This window comes from Stappia sp. TSB10GB4, from assembly GCF_900185745.1.
Taxonomy (GTDB): domain Bacteria; phylum Pseudomonadota; class Alphaproteobacteria; order Rhizobiales; family Stappiaceae; genus Stappia.
Window position 1 is genome coordinate 16,676 of record NZ_FYAV01000073.1, and the last position, 19,397, is coordinate 36,072.

The following is a 19,397-nucleotide window of genomic DNA, read 5'->3' on the forward strand; positions in this document are numbered from 1 at the left end:
GGCCGCCCTCACATCGGCGGCTTGAGCCGGGGAAGCACCTCGCCGGGGCCGAGCTCCGGCTTGGTGCCGGCCAGCGGATCCTCGCCGGCCGCCGCTTCCGCCGAGATCGGCGGGCCGCTGTAATTGGCCGGCGGGGCAACGGTGGACGACTGCTTGCAGTCGGTCAGCCACACGTCATAGACCGCGTGCTCGACCGCGTGCAGGCCGGGGCTCGCCGCGAACATCCACCCGGTGAAGATCCGCCGCACCTCGTTGTTGAGCGTGATCTCGTCGACCTCGACGAAGGCGGTGGTCTGCGGCGCCTCGGTCTCGGGCCGGGTGTTGCACTGGCGCGGCGTCACCTGCAGCGCGCCGAACTGCACCGTCTCGCCGATATAGACGTCGAAGCTGATGATGCGGCCGGTGATCTTGTCGAGGCCGGAGAACACCGCCACCGGATTCTCGATCTTGTCGGCAGCAGCCGGCGACAGGCCCGCCACCAGCACCATCGCCGCGCCCGCCATACCGGGCAGAAGGCTCCGCAACTCCGCAGCCAGCTTCATCCGCACGTTCCCCGCTCAGCTTGCCCGATCACGCGTGCGACAGGTCGGCCAGCCGCTTGCGCGCCTCGACCACCTTGTCGCGCAACTCCACGAGTTCCGCCCGCTTTTCCTGTTCCGCGACGACGATCTCTTCCGGCGCCTTGGCGACGAAAGCCGGATTGCCGAGCTTCTTGTCGATCCGGGCGACCTCGCCGTCCAGCCTGGCTTCCTCCTTGGCAAGCCGGGCCGCCTCGGCACCAAGATCGATGAAATCGGCGAGAGGAAGGCAGAACACCGCCTCTCCACTGACAATCTGCACGGAGCCGCGCGGCGGCGCATCGGCGAGCGTGACGCTCTCGGCCCGCGCCAGCCGCAGGAGCGCCGCCTCGTGGGTGGCAAGCCGCTGCCGCGTCACCTCGCTGGCGCCGGTGACGACCAGCGGCACGCGGGCGCCGGCCGGCACGTTCATCTCCGCCCGCACCGAGCGGATCGAGGTGATGAGGTCCACCAGCCAGTTGATCTCGGCGGCCGACGTCTGGTCGCCGCCGGGCGACACCGGCCAGCGGGTGTGGACCAGCAGCCGCGCCCGCGCGGCCCCGGCCTCGCCCTCGCCCTCGCCTTCGACGGCGCGCGCCCACAACTCCTCGGTCATGAACGGCATGAACGGATGCAGCACCTTGAGGATCTCGTCGAGCACCCAGGCGGCGGTCGCGCGCGCCTCGTCCCGCGCCTCCGCGCTGCCCTCGCCGAAGATCGGTTTGGCCAGCTCCAGATACCAGTCGCAATAGGTGTTCCAGACGAAGCGATAGGCCGCGCCCGCCGCCTCGTTGAAGCGGAAGCCCTCCAGTGCCTCGGTGACCTCGGTGATGCAGCGCCCGGTCTCGGTGACGATCCAGCGGTTGACGGTCTCGCGCACGCCGGCCGGATCGAAGCCGGCGGGCCGCGTGCCGCCGTTCATCTCGACGAAGCGGGCGGCGTTCCACAGCTTGGTGACGAAGTTGCGATAGCCGGCGACGCGCCCGGTGGCGAGCTTGATGTCGCGCCCCTGCGCCGCCATCGCCGCCAGCGTGAAGCGCAGCGCGTCGGCGCCATACTCGTCGATCAGGGCGAGCGGGTCGATGACGTTGCCCTTCGACTTCGACATCTTCTGGCCCTTCTCGTCGCGGACCAGGGCGTGGATATAGACCGTGTGGAAGGGCTCGGTCTTCATGTAGTGGTCGCCGAGCATCATCATCCGGGCGACCCAGAAGAAGATGATGTCGAAGCCGGTGATCAGGACGCTCGTCGGGTAGTAGTTGGCGAGCTCCGGCGTCTTGTCCGGCCAGCCGAGCGTCGAGAACGGCCACAGCGCCGAGGAGAACCAGGTGTCGAGCACGTCCTCGTCGCGGTAGAGCGCGACCGCGCCTCCCTCCCCGCCGGCCTCCCATCGGGCGAGCGCAGCCTCCATCTCGAGGATCTCGACGTCGCGGGCATAATGGGCACGCGCGGCCGCCAGCACCTCGTCCTCGCTGCGCTCGACGAAGATCCTGCCGTCCGGGCCGTACCAGGCCGGGATGCGGTGGCCCCACCAGAGCTGGCGCGAGATGCACCAGGGCTGGATGTTCTCCATCCACTCGTAATAGGTCTTGTCCCAGTTGCGCGGGACGAAATTGGTCCGCCCCTCGCGCACGCTGGCGATCGCCGGCTGGGCCAGCGTCTTGGCATCGACATACCACTGGTCGGTCAGGAGCGGCTCGATCGGCACGCCGCCGCGGTCGCCATGCGGCACCATGTGGGTGTGCGGCTCGACCCGGTCGAGCAGGCCGAGCTCCTCCATCCGCGCGACGAGACGCTTGCGCACGTCGAAGCGGTCGCAGCCCTCATAGGCGGAAATCGTCTCGGAGAGCTCCGCGCTCTCGGCAACGCCCGCCAGGAACTCCGGATTCTCGGCGAGACGCACCTTCGCCTCGCGGTCGAGCACGGAGATCATCGGCAGGTCATGCCGGCGGCCGACCTCGAAGTCGTTGAAATCATGCGCCGGGGTGATCTTGACCGCGCCCGAGCCGGCATCCGGATCGGCATAGTCGTCGGCGACGATGGGAATGCGCCGGCCGACCAGCGGCAGCACCACATGCTTGCCGATCAGGCCCTTGTAGCGCGGATCCTCCGGGTTCACCGCGACCGCCGTATCGCCGAGCATCGTCTCGGGCCGGGTGGTGGCGACGGTGATGTAGTCGCGCGTCTCGAAGTCGGTCGCGTTGCCGTCCTCGTCCCAGGCGACCGGCGCCTGGAACGTCTCGCCGCCCTCCAGAGGATAGCGGAAGTGCCAGAGATTGCCCTTGATCTCGATCTGCTCGACCTCAAGGTCGGAGATCGCGGTGAGCAGCTTCGGGTCCCAGTTGACCAGCCGCTTGTCCTTGTAGATCAGCCCTTCCCGGAAGAGGCCGACGAAGACCTCCAGCACGGCGCGGGACAGGCCCTCGTCCATGGTGAAGCGCTCGCGCGACCAGTCGCAGGAGGCGCCCAGCCGCTTGAGCTGGTTGATGATCATGCCGCCGGATTCGGCCTTCCACTCCCACACCCGCTCGACGAAGGCCTCGCGGCCCATGTCGCGGCGGCCCGGCTGCTGCCGCTCGGCCAGTTGCCGCTCGACCACCATCTGCGTGGCGATGCCGGCATGGTCCATGCCCGGCTGCCACAGCACGTCGCGCCCGCGCATGCGCTCGAAGCGGATGAGAATGTCCTGCAGCGTGTTGTTGAGCGCGTGGCCCATATGCAGGGAGCCGGTGACATTGGGCGGCGGGATGACGATCGAATAGGACGCCGCGCCCGGCTCGGCGCCGGCCCCCGCCTTGAAGGCCTCCGCCTCGTCCCAGGTCCTGGCGATCCTGGGTTCGACTGTGGCAGCGTCATAGGTCTTGTCGAGCATCGGTTTTCCCGGGGATTTGTGAACTGATCGCGTGGTTACTCGCTGGCGCGCCGCCAAGTCAACACTCGCGCGGCGGCGGGCCGGCGGCGCAAACGAAAACGCCGCCCGGTGGGCGGCGCATCGAGCGGAGGAGGCGCGAGGCGTCAGCGCCCGCGCGAGACCCGCTCGATTTCCTGGCGTACGAGCCGCTCGACCAGCGGCGGCAGGTTCTCGTCCAGCCAGCCCTTCAGCATCGGGCGGAGCATCTCCTTGACCAGATCCTCCAGCGTGCGGGCATTGTTGGACAGGATCGTGCCGGCGAGATTGTGGAACGCCGCCTGAACCGCCTGGTTGGCGGACGGCGACAGCAGGTCGTCGCCGGAGGGCTCGGACGAAGCGCGCGGCGCGGACCTCGGGGCCGGCTCGGGCTCGGGCGCCTGATCGACGAAGGCGACATCGCCGGCGATATCGTCGCCGGTGGCCAGCCCCTCGACCAGATCGAAGCCGTCGGCGTCCGTCTCCTCGACCGCCTGGTCCTCGGTCAGTTGCAGGACATCGTCGGCCGTATCCTCGTCCTCGTCCTCGGCCTCGGCCTCGGCGGCGGCAGGTGCCTCGATCTCCACCTCGACCTCGTCGTCGCCGGCGGAATCGAACAGTTTGTCGAGGTCGTCCTGGGACATCTCCTCGCCGGCAGCGGGCATATCGTTCTCCGGTTCGGCCCCCGCCTTCCCCCCTGCGGGTGTGTCTTCATCGGAAATGATCCGGCGAATGGACGCCAGGATTTCCTCCATTGAAGGTTCTTGAGCTTGACTGGCGTTGGCCATATCGATCCCCGCACTCGACAACGCTGAGCCCGGCCCCCGGGACCAAGCAACTCCTGATCGGCTCGCAGCCCTTGACGGAACTGCCGAGTCGATCACGAAAAACTATAACCTGTTAAACCGCGAGGGGAAACGGACGAGCGTGCCGCGCGGCCCTCGCTGCGAACCTGTGCGGGCCAACAATTCCCCGATTCGGCCGGCTTTGCACGAAAAACCGCCCCCGCGATGCGAGGGCGGCGTCCCGTTTCGCCTCATCCGGTCGACCGGCCGACGCCGGTCAGCGGCCGTCCGGGGTCGTCAGCCCGTACCAGCTATTGCGCACCTTCTTGTAATGCGCAGTCTCGTCATAGCGGGCAACGCCAAGGCCGATCTGGTCGGAGGTCAGCCGGCCGATCGACGAAATCAGCGCATAGGCGGCGACCGTGCGGTTGCGCTGCGCGCTGATCAGGCTGACCCGGCTGTTGACCAGATCGAACTGCGCGTTCAGCACGTCGAGCGTCGTACGCTGGCCGACGCGCTGCTCTTCGATCACGCCTTCGAGCGCGAGCTGGTTGGCCGCCACCGCGTCCTCGCCGGCCTGGATCGAGGCCTGGGCCGCCTGATACTGGCCCCAGGCCGAGACCACATTGGCGCGGATCCGGTCGCGGGCGACATCGAGCTGGATCTGGGTCTGGCCGAGATCCTCCTTCGCCTGCCGCACGCGGGAGGAGACGGCGCCGCCCTGATAGAGCGGGATCGATACCCGGCCGAAGATGCTGGCGCTGTCGACCGTATCGGTCGTCGGCGAGGACGGCGGACGCCACTGCCGTTGCAGGTCGGCCTCGACCGTCACCGTCGGCAGCAACTCGCCCTCGATGGTCTTGACGCCGAAGGTGCCGGCATCGACCAGATGCTGCGCCGCGAGAATCGAAGGGTGATTGCTGTCGCTGAGTTTCAGCCCCTCGTCGAGCGTGCGCGGCAGGCGGCCATAGATCGAGGTGCGGGCGGACAGCGACTTGGGGTCGGAGCCGACCACCTGGCGATAGATGGCGCGGGCGCTGTTGACATTGGCCAGCGCCAGGTTGAGGTCGGACTGCGCCTCCGAATAGCGGGCGCGGGCCTGCGACACGTCGGTGCGGGTGCCCTCGCCCACTTCGAAGCGATCCTGCGCCGCGCGCACCTGTTCGGACAGGAAGGCAAGGCTGCTGCGCCGCAGCGACACGATGGCGGTGGTGCTGATCACATCCATATAGGCGGTGGCCGCATCCAGCAGCACCGCCTGCTCGGTCGCCCGCAGGCTCTCGCGCTCGGCCCGCACCACGGCCTCGGCCTGGCGAACCGAATTCACCGTGCGGAAGCCGCGAAACAGCGCCTGCGACAGCGATATGCCGGCCGATGCGGTGTTCCTGTAGCGCGAGCCGCCCGGATCGGTGTGGGAATATTGCGAGCCGACGTCGATCCGGCCGAAGATCTGCGGCCGCCAACCGGACAGTGCCTGCGGCACCGACTCATTGACCGAACGCAGCGCCGCCCGCGCCGCGTTCAGTGTCGGATTGTCGGAATAAGCCTGCGCCAGCGCGTCGTCGATCGACTGCGCCTGCGCCGTCGCGGGAACGCCAGCGACTGCCGCCGCAAGCGCGGCCGCGAAGAGCCATGAACCCGTCCGCTTCACCTTGAACACCCCTGTACAACTCCGCGGCGGCCGCACCGGCACCCGTGCCGACGGCCGACCTGTGTTTGACGCCGGTTCCGCGATCCCTGCTCGCGGCCCATTTGCCTCTGCCTGTCGGGATCCGCGACGTTCCGGCCCCATGGGCCTGCGTCGCTTATCGATCCCCGTTCGTTGCGGCCGCTGGTGTTCCGGCCTCAGTCATCTTCTGTTGTTGTTCTTGTTTTTATTGCCGTTCCTGTCGTCGGCCGTCGTGCCGCCGTCGCTTCCGGTCCTGCACCCGTCAGCCCCTCCCGCAGCAGGCGAGCCAAGGCAGACCGATCATCTGACCTTTCGCGCCAGTCGTCAGTCGGATGTGTACTGTTATCTCCAGTCCGGCGCGACACAACCGCCGAAAAGTAACGAAAGGCGCATTCGCGGCCGAATGCGACCTCTTGGCAACACATGTGCCGGAAAATCACGCAGGGGCAAGCGAAAAGGGGGGCAAGGGAAAAGGCGGCAAGGGAAAGCGGCAAGGGAAAGCGGCAAACGAAAAGGCCGCGCGGACATCCGTCCGGCGCGGCCTCAGACTGCTCACGAAGGTCGGTAGAACCCCGTCAGAACACGAAAGTCTTCTCCCGCGCGAAGCCAGGCAGCAGCCGGGCCGAGGCATTGAAGGCGAAGCGCCCGGAAACCGCATCCCCGGAGCGGACATGGAGCTCGGCCTGGCCCGCACCGCCAAGGCCGCGCACCGCCACCAGCCGGCCGCCATCCTTGAGCTGCGCCGTCAGCGCCTCCGGCAGCACCTCGATGGCGCCGTCGACGAAGATCACGTCATAGGGCCCCTCGGAAGCGCCGCCCTTGACGAGGTCGCCCTCGATCACCGCGGCGTTCTCGATCCCGAGTTCGACCAGCAGTTCGGACGCGGCCGCCGCGACCGCGCTGTCCGATTCGAGGCCGACCACGGAGCCCGCCAGTTGCGCGAAGACCGCGACGCTGTAGCCGGTGCCGCAGCCGACGCACAACACGACTTCGCCAGGCTGGACGGCGGCGAGCTGCACCAACTTGCCGAAGACATGCGGCTTCATCAGGTAGCGGCTTGCGCTCCCCTCGCCGGCAACGAGGACGTCCTGGTCGCTATAGGCGATGCAGCGCCGGGAGGCCGGCACGAAGCGTTCGCGCGGCACGCTCTCCATGGCGTCAAGAACCCGCAGGTCGGTGACGTCGTTGGTCCGTAGCTGGTTGTCCACCATATGGGTGCGGACCTGCTCGTAATCGCCCATTGCACGCCTCTTCGCATTGTCGGGCCGGCCCGCTTGCGGCACGCCAGCGGCCTCAACGCCCGTATCGCCGAGCCCGGAACTCCTCATGCGGTTCCTTACCGGGGTCCGGCGCGCCTGACAAGCCGCACGCGCGCCGCAGTCCGCCTTCCTCGTCCCCCGCGTCATAACGATGCGATCACGCCCTGCAACCGAAGATAGAAAACAGACAAGCCGGCGCACCGATCTCCGCAACACCCCCGCGGTATCGGCCGTCGAACATCGATATTCGAGGGCAAGAACAGGGCTCGAACTGAGAGCCCCGACAGTCAGGGCCCCGACAGTCAGGGCGCCGACAGTCAGGGCGCAGGCAGTCAGGGCGCAGGCAGTCAGGGCGCAGACAGGCGGCCGGTTCGCGGACCGGTTTCGCCTTACCCCTGGAGTCGCCGCCCCGAGGGAGCGCGTCAATGCTGTTTGGGGATCCGCACGACAAGACGCCCGCGCAGTCGGGCTGGTCGATCGACTGGCGTTTCGACCAGTTGCTGCTGAAGCTGGGGCGCCACGACCAGATCCGGCTCGCCAAGGGGCTGGCCGCGCGCAGATTCGGCAGCCGCGACCTCGCCCGCCTGACCCGCGAGCAGAAGGCCCTGCTGATTCCGGACTGCGAACGCGAACTCGTCGTCGCCATCGCGCTGAAGAGCCGCCGGCCCTATGGCCGGGATGGCCGCCTGCCGCGCCAGCGCCCGCGCCGCCGTCACCGGCTGCTTGGCGGCTTGAACGGAAGATCGTCCAGCGTCATGCCGGAATAGACCTTCAGCCAGTAGAAGGCGGCGAAGACCACCGCCGCCACGGCGGTGGTGATCAAGGCCTTGCGCAGAAGCTGCGGCCGCATCGGAGCGCTGGACACGGTGCCCGGCGACACCTCTCCGCCCTCCTCCTGCGTCACCACGCCGATCGGCAGGATCGCGAAGAGGATGATCCACCAGATGACGAAATAGATCGCGAGCGAGGATACCAGAGACACCGTCTTGCCTTTTCGAAGATCTGTTGCCGTCGCGGCGCCGGCCGGTCGTCAGACCTGCTCCAGCTCCACCAGCGTACCATTGAAATCCTTCGGATGCAGGAACAGCACCGGCTTGCCATGGGCGCCGATCTTCGGCTCGCCCGTGCCCAGCACCCGCGCCCCCTTTTCCACCAGCCGGTCGCGGGCGGCGAGAATGTCCTCCACCTCGTAGCAGACATGATGGATGCCGCCGGAGGGGTTGCGCTCCAGGAAGGCATTGATCGGCGAGTTGTCGCCAAGCGCTTCCAGCAGCTCGATCTTGGTGTTGGGCAGCTCGATGAACACCACCGTCACGCCGTGGTCCGGCTCGGCCTGCGGCTGCGACACCCGCGCGCCCAGCGTGTCGCGATAGGTGGCGGTCGCCGCCGCAAGGTCCGGCACGGCGATGGCCACATGGTTCAGGCGTCCGATCATCAGCTTCCCTCCACGACAGACGAGCGCCGGCCAACCGGCCGGCTGCGTCACTCATGACGCATGGCGGGCGCGCCCGCCACCCGTCAATTGGTCACACGCGCTGAACCAGCGCCTCGGTCAGCGGCTTCTTGCCCCAGCAGTCGCGCACCGCCGCGCGCGCCGCCCGCCGCGCCGCCTCGGCGACGAGATCGTCGTCCTTGCGCCGGTTCTTCGGAATGCTGTCCAGCGCCGACATCACCTCGTCGATGACGATGTCCTCCAGGTCGTCGCCGTCGCGGTCGGTCTCCGGCAGGCCGAACAGCGACACCATCGGCTCGCCGATCAGCGTGCCCTTGGCATCGATCACGACGCAGACGGTGACGGCGCCGGCGAAGGACAGCTTGCGCCGCTCGTTGACGCCCATCTCCTCCGGGTCGCCATAGAGCAGCCCGTCCTTGACCGTGATGCCGGTCGGCACCTCGTCCACCACCGTCAGCTTGCCCGGCGCCAGCCGGACAATGTCGCCGTTGCGGGCGATCAGCGTGTTCTTGATGCCGTAGCGCAGCGCCAGGTCCCGGTGCGCCTTCAGGTGCACCGCCTCGCCATGGGCGGGAATCAGCGCCTTCGGCTTGACCAGGTCGTAGAGCTGGACCAGCTCGTCCTGGCGCGGATGGCCGGACACATGGACGAGCGCGTCGCGGTCGGTGACGATCTCCACCTCCGCCTCGGCCAGCCGGTTGGCGATCGCCCCCACCGCCTTCTCGTTGCCGGGGATCGTGCGCGAGGAGAAGATCACCATATCGCCCTTCGACAGCGCCACGTTGCGATGGTCGCCGGCGGCGATGCGGGCGAGCGCCGCCCGCTCCTCGCCCTGGCTGCCGGTGATCAGCAGCAGGACCCGCTCGGGCGGCAGGTAGCCGTAGGCATCCTCGGAAAGGAAGGCCGGCAGGTCGTCGAGATAGCCGAGTTCGCGCGAGACCTCGATGGTCCGCTGCATCGAGCGGCCCATCACCACCACGTCGCGCTCGGCCTGCTGCGCGGCGAGCGCGACCGAGCGGATGCGCGCGACGTTGGAGGCGAAGGTGGTCACCGCGACGCGGCGTTTCGCCTTGCGGATCACCTTGGCAAGCCCCGTGGCGACGTCCGCCTCGCTCGGGCTCGATCCCTCGCGCGGCGCGTTGGTGCTGTCGCAGATCAGTGCGACGACGCCCTCGCGGCCGATCTCGGCGAGCCGCTCGGTATCGATCGGCTTGCCGATGCCCGGCGTCGGGTCGATCTTCCAGTCGCCCGAATGCAGCACCGTGCCGGCCGGGCTGCGGATCGCCAGCGCGCAGGGCTCGGGAATCGAGTGCGACATGGCGACGAACTCGACCTCGAACGGGCCGATCTCCACCCGCGCGCCCTGCTCCACCACCGTCACCGGGATCTTGCCGGCGCCCGGCTCGCTTGCCGCCTTCGCCTCCAGCAGAGCCGCCGTGAAGGCGGTCATGTAGAGCGGCGCCTTCAGCCGCGGCCACAGATGCACGATGGCGCCGTAATGGTCCTCATGCGCGTGGGTGATGACGATGCCGTCGAGCCGGTCGAGCTCTTCCTCGATGAAGCGGATGTCCGGCACGACGATGTCGACGCCGGGAAGGTCCGGCCCGGCAAAGGTGACGCCGCAGTCGACCATCAGCCAGCGGCGATCATGGGCCGGGCCGAAGCCGTAAAGCGCCATGTTCATGCCGATCTCACCGAGGCCGCCGAGCGCGACAAAAACGAGTTCGTTGGGGTCTGCCGCCTTTTTGGCCGCCATTCCATACTCCTGTCCGGATCGGACAGCGGCCGTCCTTGCGGATCCGCGCCCTGCCGCCGGTCTTCCAAAATGCCGATATGGACCATCCGCCGGATGCGGACAGCCTGGTCTCGCGGGACAGTTCACCGGCAGGGCTTCCGCGACAGGCCCGCCTGCAATCTCGTCGTCAGCCGGCCGTTCTGCCGGCGGCGGAGGTGCGAAGCGCCGCGCCATCGAAGAAGACGTCGCCGGCGGCGATCGTCTGCCTCGTGTCGCCGGCTTCCAGCACCAGCCGCCCGTCCGGGTCGAGCCCGGCAAAAATCCCGTTGAGCTCCCGGTCCTCCAGCCGCACCCGGATCGGCGCGCCGATGCCGACAGCCCGGCGGCGCCAGTCGTCGAGGCACAGCGAGAACGGCTCCTCGCGCCAGCGCATCATGTAGCGCTCGACGCTCGCCGCGAGCGCGGCGAAGGCCCGCTCGAGGTGGACCGGAAAGCCGAGCCCGGCAAGGTTCGCCGCATTGTAGTCCGGCAGCTCCGGATGATGCGCAAGGTTGAGCCCGAAGCCGCATACCACCGCACGCCGCCCGTCCGCAAGCAGTGTCGCCTCAAGCAGGATGCCGGAGATCTTGGCGCCGTCCACCAAAAGGTCGTTCGGCCACTTCAGCCGGACCAGCCCATAGGAGCCGGTCATCGCGTCGACCGCCTCGGCGAGCGCCAGCGCCGCGACCAGCGGAAACTGGCCGATGCGCTCCGCCGGCATCGGATCGATGGTCAGCAGCGAGGCATAGAGATTGCCCGGCTCAGACACCCAGGGCCGCGCCCGCCGGCCCCGGCCCGAGGTCTGGCGGCCGGCAAGGACCCAGAGGTTTCCCGGATCGCCCTCGCCTGCCGCGGCCAGGGCCGCGCTGTTGGTCGACCCAAGCTCCGCATGGGCGGCAACGCGGTATCCCGCGACGCCGGCAACCTCGCGAACCCGGCCGTCGAAGGCGAGCATGCTCAGAACAGCGTCCCCGCCGCCGCGCCGACCATCTCCACCACCGGTCCGGCAAAGACGATGAACAGCACCACGAAGGCGGTCGACAGGCCGAGGGTGAACTTCAGCTCCACCGGCATCGGCAGGAACTGGCGCGCCGGCTCGTCGAAGAACATCACCTTGAAGATGCGCAGGTAGTAATAGGCCCCCACCACCGAGGCGAGAACACCGATCACCGCCAGCGGATAGAGCCCCGCCTCGACCGCCGCCAGGAACACGTAGAACTTGGCGAAGAAGCCGATGAACGGCGGAATGCCGGCCAGCGAGAACATCAGGATGCCGAGCAGCACCGCCATCGGCAGGTTGGTGCGCGACAGGCCGGCAAGGTCGGAAATCTCCTCGACCATGCCCTCCTTGCGCCGCATCGACAGGATGCAGGCGAAGGCGCCGAGCGTCATCACCAGATAGGCGGTCATGTAGATCATCACGCCCTCGACGCCGGCCTTGGTGCCGGCGGCAAGGCCGACCAGCGCGAAGCCCATATGGCCGATCGAGGAATAGGCCATCAGCCGCTTGATGTTCTTCTGGCCGATCGCGGCGAAGGCGCCGAGCGCCATCGAGGCGATGGAGATGAAGACGACGATCTGCTGCCAGTCGCGGGTCACCGGCTCGAACGCCTCGATGACGACGCGGGTCAAGAGGCCCATGGCGGCGATCTTCGGCGCCGCCGCGAAGAAGGCGGTCACCGGCGTCGGCGCGCCCTCGTAGACGTCCGGCGTCCACATGTGGAACGGCACCGCCGAGATCTTGAAGGCAAGGCCGGCCAGGATGAAGACGAGGCCGAAGATCAGGCCGAGCGAGGAGCCGCCCTGCGCCGCGATGGCGGCGGCGATGGCGGCAAAGCCGGTCTGGCCGGTGAAGCCGTAGACCAGCGACATGCCGTAGAGCAGCATGCCGGAGGAGACCGAGCCGAGGACGAAATATTTCAGGCCCGCCTCGGTGGAGCGGACGCTGTCGCGGTTGAAGGCGGCGATCACATAGAGCGCCAGCGACGACAGTTCGAGGCCGAGATAGAGCGTGATCAGGTCGTTGGCCGACAGCATCAAGAGCATGCCGAGCGTCGACAGCACGATCAGCACCGGATACTCGAAGCGCTCGAAATTCTCGTTGCGGGCGAAGGCCACCGACATGGCGATGGCGAAGCCCGAGCCGACCAGCGTCAGCAGCTTGAGATAGCGGGCGAAGCCGTCCAGCACGAAGGCGCCGTGGAAGGTCGTCGTCGCGGTGATGCCGAACTGCGCCGGCAGCAGCAGCGGCAGCGCCGCCACCGCCAGCAGCGCCACCGACAGCGCGGTCACGTAAGGCGTGATCCTGCGGCCACCGAACACGCCGATCATCAAGAGCGCCAGCGCACCTGCGGCGAGGAACAGCTCCGGCAGCGCGGGCGACAGATCCGGGAGTTGGGAATAGGCGGTCATGGCGTCTTTCGTCCTCGGGACCTTACTGCACCAGCATGGCGGTCGAGTGGGCCGCCTCGATCGCGGCGTGGTATTTCGTCACGAGCGCCCCCACCGAGGCGGCCGTGGCATCCAGGATCGGCGAGGGATAGAAGCCGAACAGGATGGTCAGGATGATCATCGGAACCAGGATCACCTTCTCGCGCAGCGTCAGGTCGGTGATCGACTTCAGGCTCTCCTTGTCGAGCGCGCCGAACACCACGCGCCGGTAGAGGTAGAGCGCATAGGCGGCCGACAGGATGACGCCGGAGGTCGCGAGCAGCGCCACCCAGGTGTTGACCTGGAACGCGCCCATCAGCGTCAGGAACTCGCCGACGAAACCGCTGGTGCCCGGCAGGCCGACATTGGCCATGGTGAAGATCAGGAAGGCCACCGCGTAGAACGGCATCCGGTTGACCAGGCCGCCATAGGCGGAGATGTCGCGGGTGTGCATGCGGTCGTAGATGACGCCGACGCACAGGAACAGCGCGCCGGAGACGATGCCGTGCGACAGCATCTGGAACAGCGCGCCCTGCACGCCCTGCTCGGTCATGGTGAAGATGCCCATGGTGACATAGCCCATGTGCGCCACCGAGGAATAGGCGATCAGCTTCTTGATGTCCTCCTGGGCGAGCGCCACCAGCGAGGTGTAGACGATCGCAACCACCGACAGCGTGAACACCAGCGGCGCGAACATCTCGCTCGCCAGCGGGAACATCGGCAGCGAGAACCGCAGGAAGCCGTAGCCGCCCATCTTCAGCAGGATCGCCGCCAGGATGACCGAGCCGGCCGTCGGCGCCTCGACATGCGCATCCGGCAGCCAGGTGTGCACCGGCCACATCGGCATCTTCACCGCGAAGGAGGCGAAGAAGGCCAGCCACAGCCAGGTCTGCATGCTTCCGGGGAAGCCATGCGCCATCAGCGTCGGGATATCGGTGGTGCCGGCATCCCAGTACATCGCCATCAGCGCGATCAGCATCAGCACCGAGCCGAGCAGCGTGTAGAGGAAGAACTTGTAGCTGGCATAGACGCGCCGCTTGCCGCCCCACACGCCGATGATCAGGAACATCGGGATCAGGCTGGCCTCGAAGAACACATAGAACATCACCAGGTCCAGCGCGCAGAACACGCCGATCATCAGCGTTTCCAGCACCAGGAAGGCGACCATGTATTCCTTCACGCGCAACTGCACGCTCTGCCAGCTCGCCAGGATGCAGAAGGGCATCAGGAAGGTGGTGAGGATGACGAACAGCATGGAAATGCCGTCGACGCCCATGCGGTAGCCGATGCTGCCGCCGAGCCACTCGCCGCTCTCCTGGAACTGGAAGCCCGGATTGCCCTTGTCGAAGCCGCCCCAGATGAACAGCGACACGATGAAGGTGAACACGGTGGTGATCAGCGCCACGCGGCGCATGTTCTCCTTCGCCCCCACGTCCTCGCCGCGGACCAGCAGGATGAAGAAGACGCCGACCAGCGGAAGGAAGGTCGTGATCGAAAGAAGCGGCCAGTTGCTCATCAGTGAGCGCCCCCGACGGAGAACATGGACCAGGTGATCAGCGCGGCGACGCCGATCAGCATGGCGAATGCGTAGTGATAGAGATACCCGGTCTGCAGGCGCACGGCCCAGGAACTGACATCCTGGACCCGGGCAGCGATGCCGTCCGGCCCGAGCCGGTCGATCGTCGCCTCGTCGCCCTTCTTCCAGAGCTGGCGACCGAGCCACATGGCGGGCCGGACGAAGATCACGTCATAGAGCTCGTCGAAGTACCACTTGTTCAAGAGGAAGCGGTACAGGCCGTCGTGACGCTCGGCGAGCCGCCGCGGGATCTCCGGCGAGCGGATGTAGAACAGCCAGGCGACGGCGAACCCGCCGACCATCATCACGAAGGGCGAGGCCTTCACCCACAGCGGCACCTCGTGGATGTCGTGCAGGATGTGGTTCTCCTCGGAGGTGAACAGCGCCCCCTTCCAGAAGCCCTCATAGCCATCGCCCATGAACACACCGGCGAAGACAAGGCCCGCGAACACCGCGCCGACCGCGAGGATCATCAGGGGCACGGTCATCACCAGCGGGCTCTCGTGCACATGCTTCATCACGTCGACGGAGGCGCGCGGCTTGCCGTGGAAGGTCATGAAGGCCAGGCGCCAGGAGTAGAACGAGGTCAGGCCCGCCGCCACGACCGTCAGCCAGAAGCCGTACTGGGCGAAGGCGTTGTGGCCGACATAGGCCGCCTCGATGACGCCGTCCTTGGAGAAGAAGCCGGCGGTCAGCGGGAAGCCGGTCAGCGCCAGCGTGCCGATCACCATCATCCAGTAGGTCAGCGGGATGTGCTTGGCGAGGCCGCCCATCTTGCGCATGTCCTGCTCGTTCGACACGGCATGGATCACCGAGCCGGCGCCGAGGAACAGCAGCGCCTTGAAGAAGGCATGCGTGAACAGGTGGAAGATCGCGATAGAATAGGCCCCGACGCCGAGCGCGACGAACATGTAGCCGAGCTGCGAGCAGGTCGAATAGGCGATCACCCGCTTGATGTCGTTCTGGACGAGGCCGACGGTCGCCGCGAAGAACGCCGTCGTCGCGCCGAAGAAGGTCACCACGGTCAGCGCGGTGTGCGACAGTTCGAACACCGGCGACAGGCGCGCCACCATGAACACGCCCGCCGTCACCATGGTGGCGGCGTGGATCAGCGCGGAGACCGGCGTCGGGCCCTCCATCGCGTCCGGCAGCCAGGTGTGCAGCAGGAACTGCGCCGACTTGCCCATGGCGCCCATGAACAGCAGCAGGCAGGTGACGGTCAGCGCCGTGTCCTGGGTGAGCTGATAGCCGAGGAAGCTCAGCACCACCTGCGGCTCGCCGGCGGCGAAGCCCTGGGCATTGGCGAAGATCGCGTCGTAATCGGTGGAATTGAACAGGACGAAGATGCCGAAGATGCCGAGGATGAAGCCGAAGTCGCCGACGCGGTTGACGATGAAGGCCTTCATCGCCGCCGCATTGGCCGACGGCTTCTGATACCAGAAGCCGATCAGCAGATAGGAGGCAAGGCCGACGCCCTCCCAGCCGAAGAACATCTGCAGCAGGTTGTCGGAGGTCACCAGCGTCAGCATCGCGAAGGTGAACAGAGACAGATAGGCGAAGAAGCGCGGCCGGTGCGGATCGTGGTGCATGTAGCCGATGGAGTAGACATGCACGAGCGCGGACACCGTGTTGACCACCACCAGCATGACGGCGGTCAACGTGTCGACGCGGATCGTCCACTCCACGTCCAGCGCGCCGGAGGTCATCCAGCGCATCACCGGTTCCTTGACCACGGCGGTGTCGCCGTAGCCGATGGAGATGAAGCCGATCCACGACAGGATCGCCGCGACGATCAACAGGCCGGAGGTGATGTATTCGCTCGCCTTGGCGCCGATCATCCGGCCGAACAGGCCGGCGATCAGGAAGCCGATCAGGGGCAGAAAGACGATAAGCTGGTACATCCTGCCCTTACCCCTTCATCATGTTGACGTCTTCAACCGCGATCGAGCCGCGGTTGCGGTAGAACACCACCAGGATCGCAAGGCCGATGGCCGCCTCGGCGGCGGCGACGGTCAGCACCAGCAGCGCGAAGACCTGCCCGACCAGATCGCCGAGGAACGCCGAGAAGGCGACCAGGTTGATGTTGACGGAGAGCAGCAGGAGCTCCACCGACATCAGGATGACGATCACGTTCTTGCGGTTCAGGAAGATGCCGAAGATTCCGATGGTGAACAGAATCGCGGCGACCGCCAGATAGTGTGACAGACCGATTTCCATGGGCGCCTCGTGATGCTCCCCCGAGTGAGACCTTCGGCGCACGGCCCGGGCGGGCGCGCACCGTGAATGCGAGTGGTGGGATCCTCAGATCCCCTTGCCGGTTTCGACCTTGCGCACCTCGACCGACGCCTCGCGCGTGCGGCCGACCTGCGCCGAGATGTCCTGCCGCCGGACGCCCTTCCTGTGGTGCAGCGTCAGCACGATGGCGCCGATCATCGCCACCAGCAGGATCAGGCCGGCCGTCTGGAAGAACAGGATGTAGCGGGTGTAGATCAGCTCGCCGAGGGCGCGGATGTTCGACATGTCGGCGGGCAGCGGCGCGGGCGCTGCCGCGGTGCCGGCGATCTCCGGCGAGATCACCCAGGCGCCGAGCACGAACAGCAGCTCGGCCAGCAGGATCAGCCCGATCAGCCCGCCCACCGGCATGTATTGCAGGAAGCCCTGGCGCATCTCGACGAAATCGACGTCGAGCATCATCACCACGAACAGGAACAGCACCATCACCGCGCCGACATAGACGACGATCAGCAGCATCGCCAGGAACTCGGCCCCGAGCAGGATGAACAGGCCGGCGGCGTTGAAGAAGGCGAGAATCAGGAACAGGACGGAGTGGACCGGATTGCGCGAGGCGATGACCATGAAGGCCGACGCCACGGCAACCGTGGCGAAGAGATAGAAGAAGATGGCTTGCAGGACCATGTCGCGGTGTGCCCCCGTCGTCCCCGTTTAAGTCGCAGCCGCTTCGCGGCTCCAGTTGAATGGCGTGTCCGGCGCGGGTCGGCCTCGTCTTAGACCACGGGCCGCGCGCCGTCCACTCCTCGCGCCTCAGCGATAAGGCGCGTCCATCGCGATGTTGCTGGCGATCTCCCGCTCCCAACGGTCGCCGTTCGCCAGCAGCTTGTCCTTGTCGTAGTAGAGTTCCTCGCGCGTCTCGGTGGCGAACTCGAAGTTCGGTCCCTCGACGATGGCATCCACCGGACAGGCCTCCTGGCAGAAGCCGCAATAGATGCACTTGACCATGTCGATATCGTAACGGGTCGTGCGCCGCGTGCCGTCGTTGCGGCGCGGGCCAGCCTCGATGGTGATTGCCTGGGCCGGGCAGATCGCCTCGCACAGCTTGCAGGCGATGCAGCGCTCCTCGCCGTTCGGATAGCGGCGCAGCGCGTGCTCGCCGCGGAAGCGCGGGCTCACCGGCCCCTTCTCGAACGGGTAGTTGATCGTCGGCTTCGGCTTGAAGAAGTAGCGCATCGCCAGGAAGAAGGCCGAGACGAACTCCTTCAGCAGAAGCGATTTTGCCGCCTGTTGCAGTGCCATGGCGTCGAGCCCCGTGGTTACGTTTTCCTCTGGCCCCGCATCGGTCCCGCGAGCCTTTCGCAAAGGCGCGGACCGCGAGCGGCCAAATCCTTGAACTGCGCCGGCATGCCGTCCCCGGCCGCCGGCTCGAAACTTTCGCCCGCCTATCCGGCGAGCGCGCTGCCGGCGAGGTATCCGACCACCGGAAACCCGACCAGCGAGAAGGCCATCACCAGGATCTGGATCTGGCCCATGTAGCGACCGAGCAGGCTGTCGCGCCCGCCCTGCTGCCGCTTCTGTCGCTCCGCCGCCGCCCGCAACACGCCGACGACGATCTTGTAGTCGATCCAGCCCACATAGAGGCCGATGGCGGCACCGATCAGTCCGGCTATCGAGACCGACATGCCGCCCTCCCCTTGCGTGGCCGTTACGCGCCGGTCGGCGCCCAACCCATCGCCATCAGCACCGCCGCGACGATGAACACCATGGCCAGCGACAGCGGCAGGAACACCTTCCAGCCGAGGCGCATCAACTGGTCGTAGCGGTAGCGCGGGACCATCGCCTTGACCATCGCGAACATGAAGAACACCAGCAGCGACTTCAGCAGGAACCAGACGAAGCCCGGCACCCAGGTGAACGGCGCGAAGTCCAGCGGCGGCAGCCAGCCGCCCATGAACAGGATGGTCGTCAGCGCGCACATCAGCGCGATCGACACATACTCGCCGAGCATGAACATCATGTAGGGCGTGGAGCCGTACTCGACCATGAAGCCGGCGACCAGCTCGGACTCGGCCTCGGCAAGGTCGAACGGCGGCCGGTTGGTCTCCGCCAGCGCCGAGATGAAGAAGATCACGAACATCGGGAACAGCGGCAGCCAGTACCAGTTCAGGAAGGCCAGCCACGGCACGCCGAGCGCGCTGGCAAGGCCGGTTTCCTGCGCCCGGACGATGTCCGACAGGTTCAGCGAGCCGACGCACAGGAGCACCGTCACGATGACGAAGCCGATCGACACCTCGTAGGAGACCATCTGCGCCGCCGAGCGCAGCGCCGACAGGAACGGATATTTCGAGTTCGAGGCCCAGCCGCCGATGATGATGCCGTAGACGCCGAGCGAGGAGATCGCGAGGATGAACAGGATGCCGACATTGATGTCGGCGATCACCCAGCCCTCGGCGACCGGCACCACCGCCCAGGCGGTCAGCGCCAGCGTCACGGTGACCAGCGGCGCCAGCAGGAACAGGCCCTTGTTGGCGCCGGCCGGGATCACCGGCTCCTTCAGCACGAATTTCAAAAGGTCGGCAAACGACTGCAGCAGGCCCCAGGGGCCGACCACGTTCGGGCCGCGCCGGATCTGCACCGCCGCCCAGATCTTGCGGTCGGCATACAGGATATAGGCCACGATCAGCAGCAGCGCGACCAAGAGCAGCAGGCTCTGTGCCACCATGATGATCAGCGGGAAGAGGTAATCCGCCCAGAAGTCCGCCATCATTGCCCCCG

General features: G+C 67.1%; 18 protein-coding genes. 1 reads left to right on the forward strand and 17 read right to left on the reverse strand.

Features of this window, described 5'->3' with window-relative positions:
* Nucleotides 1-8 precede the first annotated feature (8 nt).
* From TSB10GB4_RS21010 to TSB10GB4_RS21030, 5 genes are all read right to left on the reverse strand, one after another.
* Nucleotides 9-542 carry a DUF2155 domain-containing protein gene (locus TSB10GB4_RS21010; protein WP_186387956.1) on the reverse strand — a complete coding sequence of 178 codons (534 nt, stop codon included), beginning with the start codon at nt 540-542 and terminating at the stop codon, nt 9-11.
* Between the two features lie 28 nt (nt 543-570).
* Complete coding sequence (locus TSB10GB4_RS21015) at nt 571-3,429, reverse strand: valine--tRNA ligase (protein ID WP_186397328.1); 2,859 nt, start codon at nt 3,427-3,429, stop codon at nt 571-573.
* Nucleotides 3,430-3,572: 143 nt separating this feature from the next.
* Nucleotides 3,573-4,109, reverse strand: a complete 537-nt coding sequence (locus TSB10GB4_RS21020; RefSeq protein ID WP_371328925.1) for a PopZ family protein — start codon at nt 4,107-4,109, stop codon at nt 3,573-3,575.
* A 397-nt stretch (nt 4,110-4,506) separates the two neighbouring features.
* A complete protein-coding gene (locus tag TSB10GB4_RS21025) occupies nt 4,507-5,889 on the reverse strand; it encodes a TolC family outer membrane protein (RefSeq protein WP_371328926.1) in 1,383 nt (460 codons plus the stop codon).
* A gap of 584 nt (nt 5,890-6,473) precedes the next feature.
* Nucleotides 6,474-7,139, reverse strand: coding sequence for a protein-L-isoaspartate O-methyltransferase (locus tag TSB10GB4_RS21030; RefSeq protein WP_186397331.1), 666 nt, complete (start codon nt 7,137-7,139; stop codon nt 6,474-6,476).
* A gap of 443 nt (nt 7,140-7,582) precedes the next feature.
* Here TSB10GB4_RS21030 and TSB10GB4_RS21035 point away from each other — a divergent pair, with 443 nt between their 5' ends.
* Nucleotides 7,583-7,924: a hypothetical protein gene (locus TSB10GB4_RS21035; protein WP_186397332.1), complete on the forward strand. Its 342-nt coding sequence runs from the start codon at nt 7,583-7,585 to the stop codon at nt 7,922-7,924.
* Here the strand turns inward: TSB10GB4_RS21035 and TSB10GB4_RS21040 are convergent.
* From TSB10GB4_RS21040 to nuoH, 12 genes are all read right to left on the reverse strand, one after another.
* Complete coding sequence (locus TSB10GB4_RS21040; protein WP_186397333.1) at nt 7,870-8,139, reverse strand: DUF1467 family protein; 270 nt, start codon at nt 8,137-8,139, stop codon at nt 7,870-7,872. The genes TSB10GB4_RS21035 and TSB10GB4_RS21040 overlap by 55 nt on opposite strands.
* Nucleotides 8,140-8,187: 48 nt before the next feature.
* Nucleotides 8,188-8,592, reverse strand: coding sequence for a methylmalonyl-CoA epimerase (mce, locus tag TSB10GB4_RS21045; RefSeq protein ID WP_186397334.1), 405 nt, complete (start codon nt 8,590-8,592; stop codon nt 8,188-8,190).
* Nucleotides 8,593-8,683: 91 nt separating this feature from the next.
* Complete coding sequence (locus TSB10GB4_RS21050; protein WP_186397335.1) at nt 8,684-10,366, reverse strand: ribonuclease J; 1,683 nt, start codon at nt 10,364-10,366, stop codon at nt 8,684-8,686.
* A gap of 166 nt (nt 10,367-10,532) precedes the next feature.
* On the reverse strand, nt 10,533-11,339 hold the full coding sequence (locus TSB10GB4_RS21055; protein ID WP_186397336.1) for a biotin--[acetyl-CoA-carboxylase] ligase: 807 nt from the start codon (nt 11,337-11,339) through the stop codon (nt 10,533-10,535).
* 2 nt (nt 11,340-11,341) lie between these two features.
* Complete coding sequence (nuoN, locus tag TSB10GB4_RS21060) at nt 11,342-12,796, reverse strand: NADH-quinone oxidoreductase subunit NuoN (protein WP_186397337.1); 1,455 nt, start codon at nt 12,794-12,796, stop codon at nt 11,342-11,344.
* 22 nt (nt 12,797-12,818) lie between these two features.
* Nucleotides 12,819-14,330: an NADH-quinone oxidoreductase subunit M gene (locus tag TSB10GB4_RS21065; RefSeq protein ID WP_186387946.1), complete on the reverse strand. Its 1,512-nt coding sequence runs from the start codon at nt 14,328-14,330 to the stop codon at nt 12,819-12,821.
* The gene (nuoL, locus tag TSB10GB4_RS21070; protein ID WP_186387945.1) at nt 14,330-16,291 is read right to left on the reverse strand and encodes an NADH-quinone oxidoreductase subunit L; all 1,962 of its coding nucleotides are present in this window, start codon (nt 16,289-16,291) and stop codon (nt 14,330-14,332) included. The genes TSB10GB4_RS21065 and nuoL overlap by 1 nt, the downstream gene beginning before the upstream one ends.
* 7 nt (nt 16,292-16,298) lie before the next feature.
* Nucleotides 16,299-16,607 (reverse strand): NADH-quinone oxidoreductase subunit NuoK, encoded by a 309-nt coding sequence (gene nuoK / locus TSB10GB4_RS21075; RefSeq protein WP_067215325.1) that lies wholly within the window; start codon nt 16,605-16,607, stop codon nt 16,299-16,301.
* A gap of 84 nt (nt 16,608-16,691) precedes the next feature.
* Entirely contained in the window at nt 16,692-17,306 is a 615-nt protein-coding gene (locus tag TSB10GB4_RS21080) for an NADH-quinone oxidoreductase subunit J (protein ID WP_186397338.1), read from the reverse strand.
* Between the two features lie 126 nt (nt 17,307-17,432).
* Nucleotides 17,433-17,921 (reverse strand): NADH-quinone oxidoreductase subunit NuoI, encoded by a 489-nt coding sequence (gene nuoI / locus TSB10GB4_RS21085; RefSeq protein ID WP_158192388.1) that lies wholly within the window; start codon nt 17,919-17,921, stop codon nt 17,433-17,435.
* A gap of 143 nt (nt 17,922-18,064) precedes the next feature.
* Complete coding sequence (locus TSB10GB4_RS21090) at nt 18,065-18,304, reverse strand: hypothetical protein (RefSeq protein ID WP_186387943.1); 240 nt, start codon at nt 18,302-18,304, stop codon at nt 18,065-18,067.
* Between the two features lie 23 nt (nt 18,305-18,327).
* The gene (nuoH, locus tag TSB10GB4_RS21095) at nt 18,328-19,386 is read right to left on the reverse strand and encodes an NADH-quinone oxidoreductase subunit NuoH (protein WP_186388036.1); all 1,059 of its coding nucleotides are present in this window, start codon (nt 19,384-19,386) and stop codon (nt 18,328-18,330) included.
* Nucleotides 19,387-19,397 lie beyond the last annotated feature (11 nt).

Excerpts from the sequence above, each read along its gene's own strand:
- TSB10GB4_RS21010 (WP_186387956.1), bottom strand. The coding sequence starts at position 542 with ATGAAGCTGGCTGCGGAGTTGCGGAGCCTTCTGCCCGGTATGGCGGGC.
- TSB10GB4_RS21015 (WP_186397328.1), bottom strand. The coding sequence starts at position 3,429 with ATGCTCGACAAGACCTATGACGCTGCCACAGTCGAACCCAGGATCGCC.
- TSB10GB4_RS21020 (WP_371328925.1), bottom strand. The coding sequence starts at position 4,109 with ATGCCCGCTGCCGGCGAGGAGATGTCCCAGGACGACCTCGACAAACTG.
- TSB10GB4_RS21030 (WP_186397331.1), bottom strand. The coding sequence starts at position 7,139 with ATGGGCGATTACGAGCAGGTCCGCACCCATATGGTGGACAACCAGCTA.
- TSB10GB4_RS21035 (WP_186397332.1), top strand. The coding sequence starts at position 7,583 with ATGCTGTTTGGGGATCCGCACGACAAGACGCCCGCGCAGTCGGGCTGG.
- mce (WP_186397334.1), bottom strand. The coding sequence starts at position 8,592 with ATGATCGGACGCCTGAACCATGTGGCCATCGCCGTGCCGGACCTTGCG.
- TSB10GB4_RS21050 (WP_186397335.1), bottom strand. The coding sequence starts at position 10,366 with ATGGCGGCCAAAAAGGCGGCAGACCCCAACGAACTCGTTTTTGTCGCG.
- TSB10GB4_RS21055 (WP_186397336.1), bottom strand. The coding sequence starts at position 11,339 with ATGCTCGCCTTCGACGGCCGGGTTCGCGAGGTTGCCGGCGTCGCGGGA.
- nuoN (WP_186397337.1), bottom strand. The coding sequence starts at position 12,796 with ATGACCGCCTATTCCCAACTCCCGGATCTGTCGCCCGCGCTGCCGGAG.
- TSB10GB4_RS21065 (WP_186387946.1), bottom strand. The coding sequence starts at position 14,330 with ATGAGCAACTGGCCGCTTCTTTCGATCACGACCTTCCTTCCGCTGGTC.
- nuoL (WP_186387945.1), bottom strand. The coding sequence starts at position 16,291 with ATGTACCAGCTTATCGTCTTTCTGCCCCTGATCGGCTTCCTGATCGCC.
- nuoK (WP_067215325.1), bottom strand. The coding sequence starts at position 16,607 with ATGGAAATCGGTCTGTCACACTATCTGGCGGTCGCCGCGATTCTGTTC.
- TSB10GB4_RS21080 (WP_186397338.1), bottom strand. The coding sequence starts at position 17,306 with ATGGTCCTGCAAGCCATCTTCTTCTATCTCTTCGCCACGGTTGCCGTG.
- nuoI (WP_158192388.1), bottom strand. The coding sequence starts at position 17,921 with ATGGCACTGCAACAGGCGGCAAAATCGCTTCTGCTGAAGGAGTTCGTC.
- TSB10GB4_RS21090 (WP_186387943.1), bottom strand. The coding sequence starts at position 18,304 with ATGTCGGTCTCGATAGCCGGACTGATCGGTGCCGCCATCGGCCTCTAT.
- nuoH (WP_186388036.1), bottom strand. The coding sequence starts at position 19,386 with ATGGCGGACTTCTGGGCGGATTACCTCTTCCCGCTGATCATCATGGTG.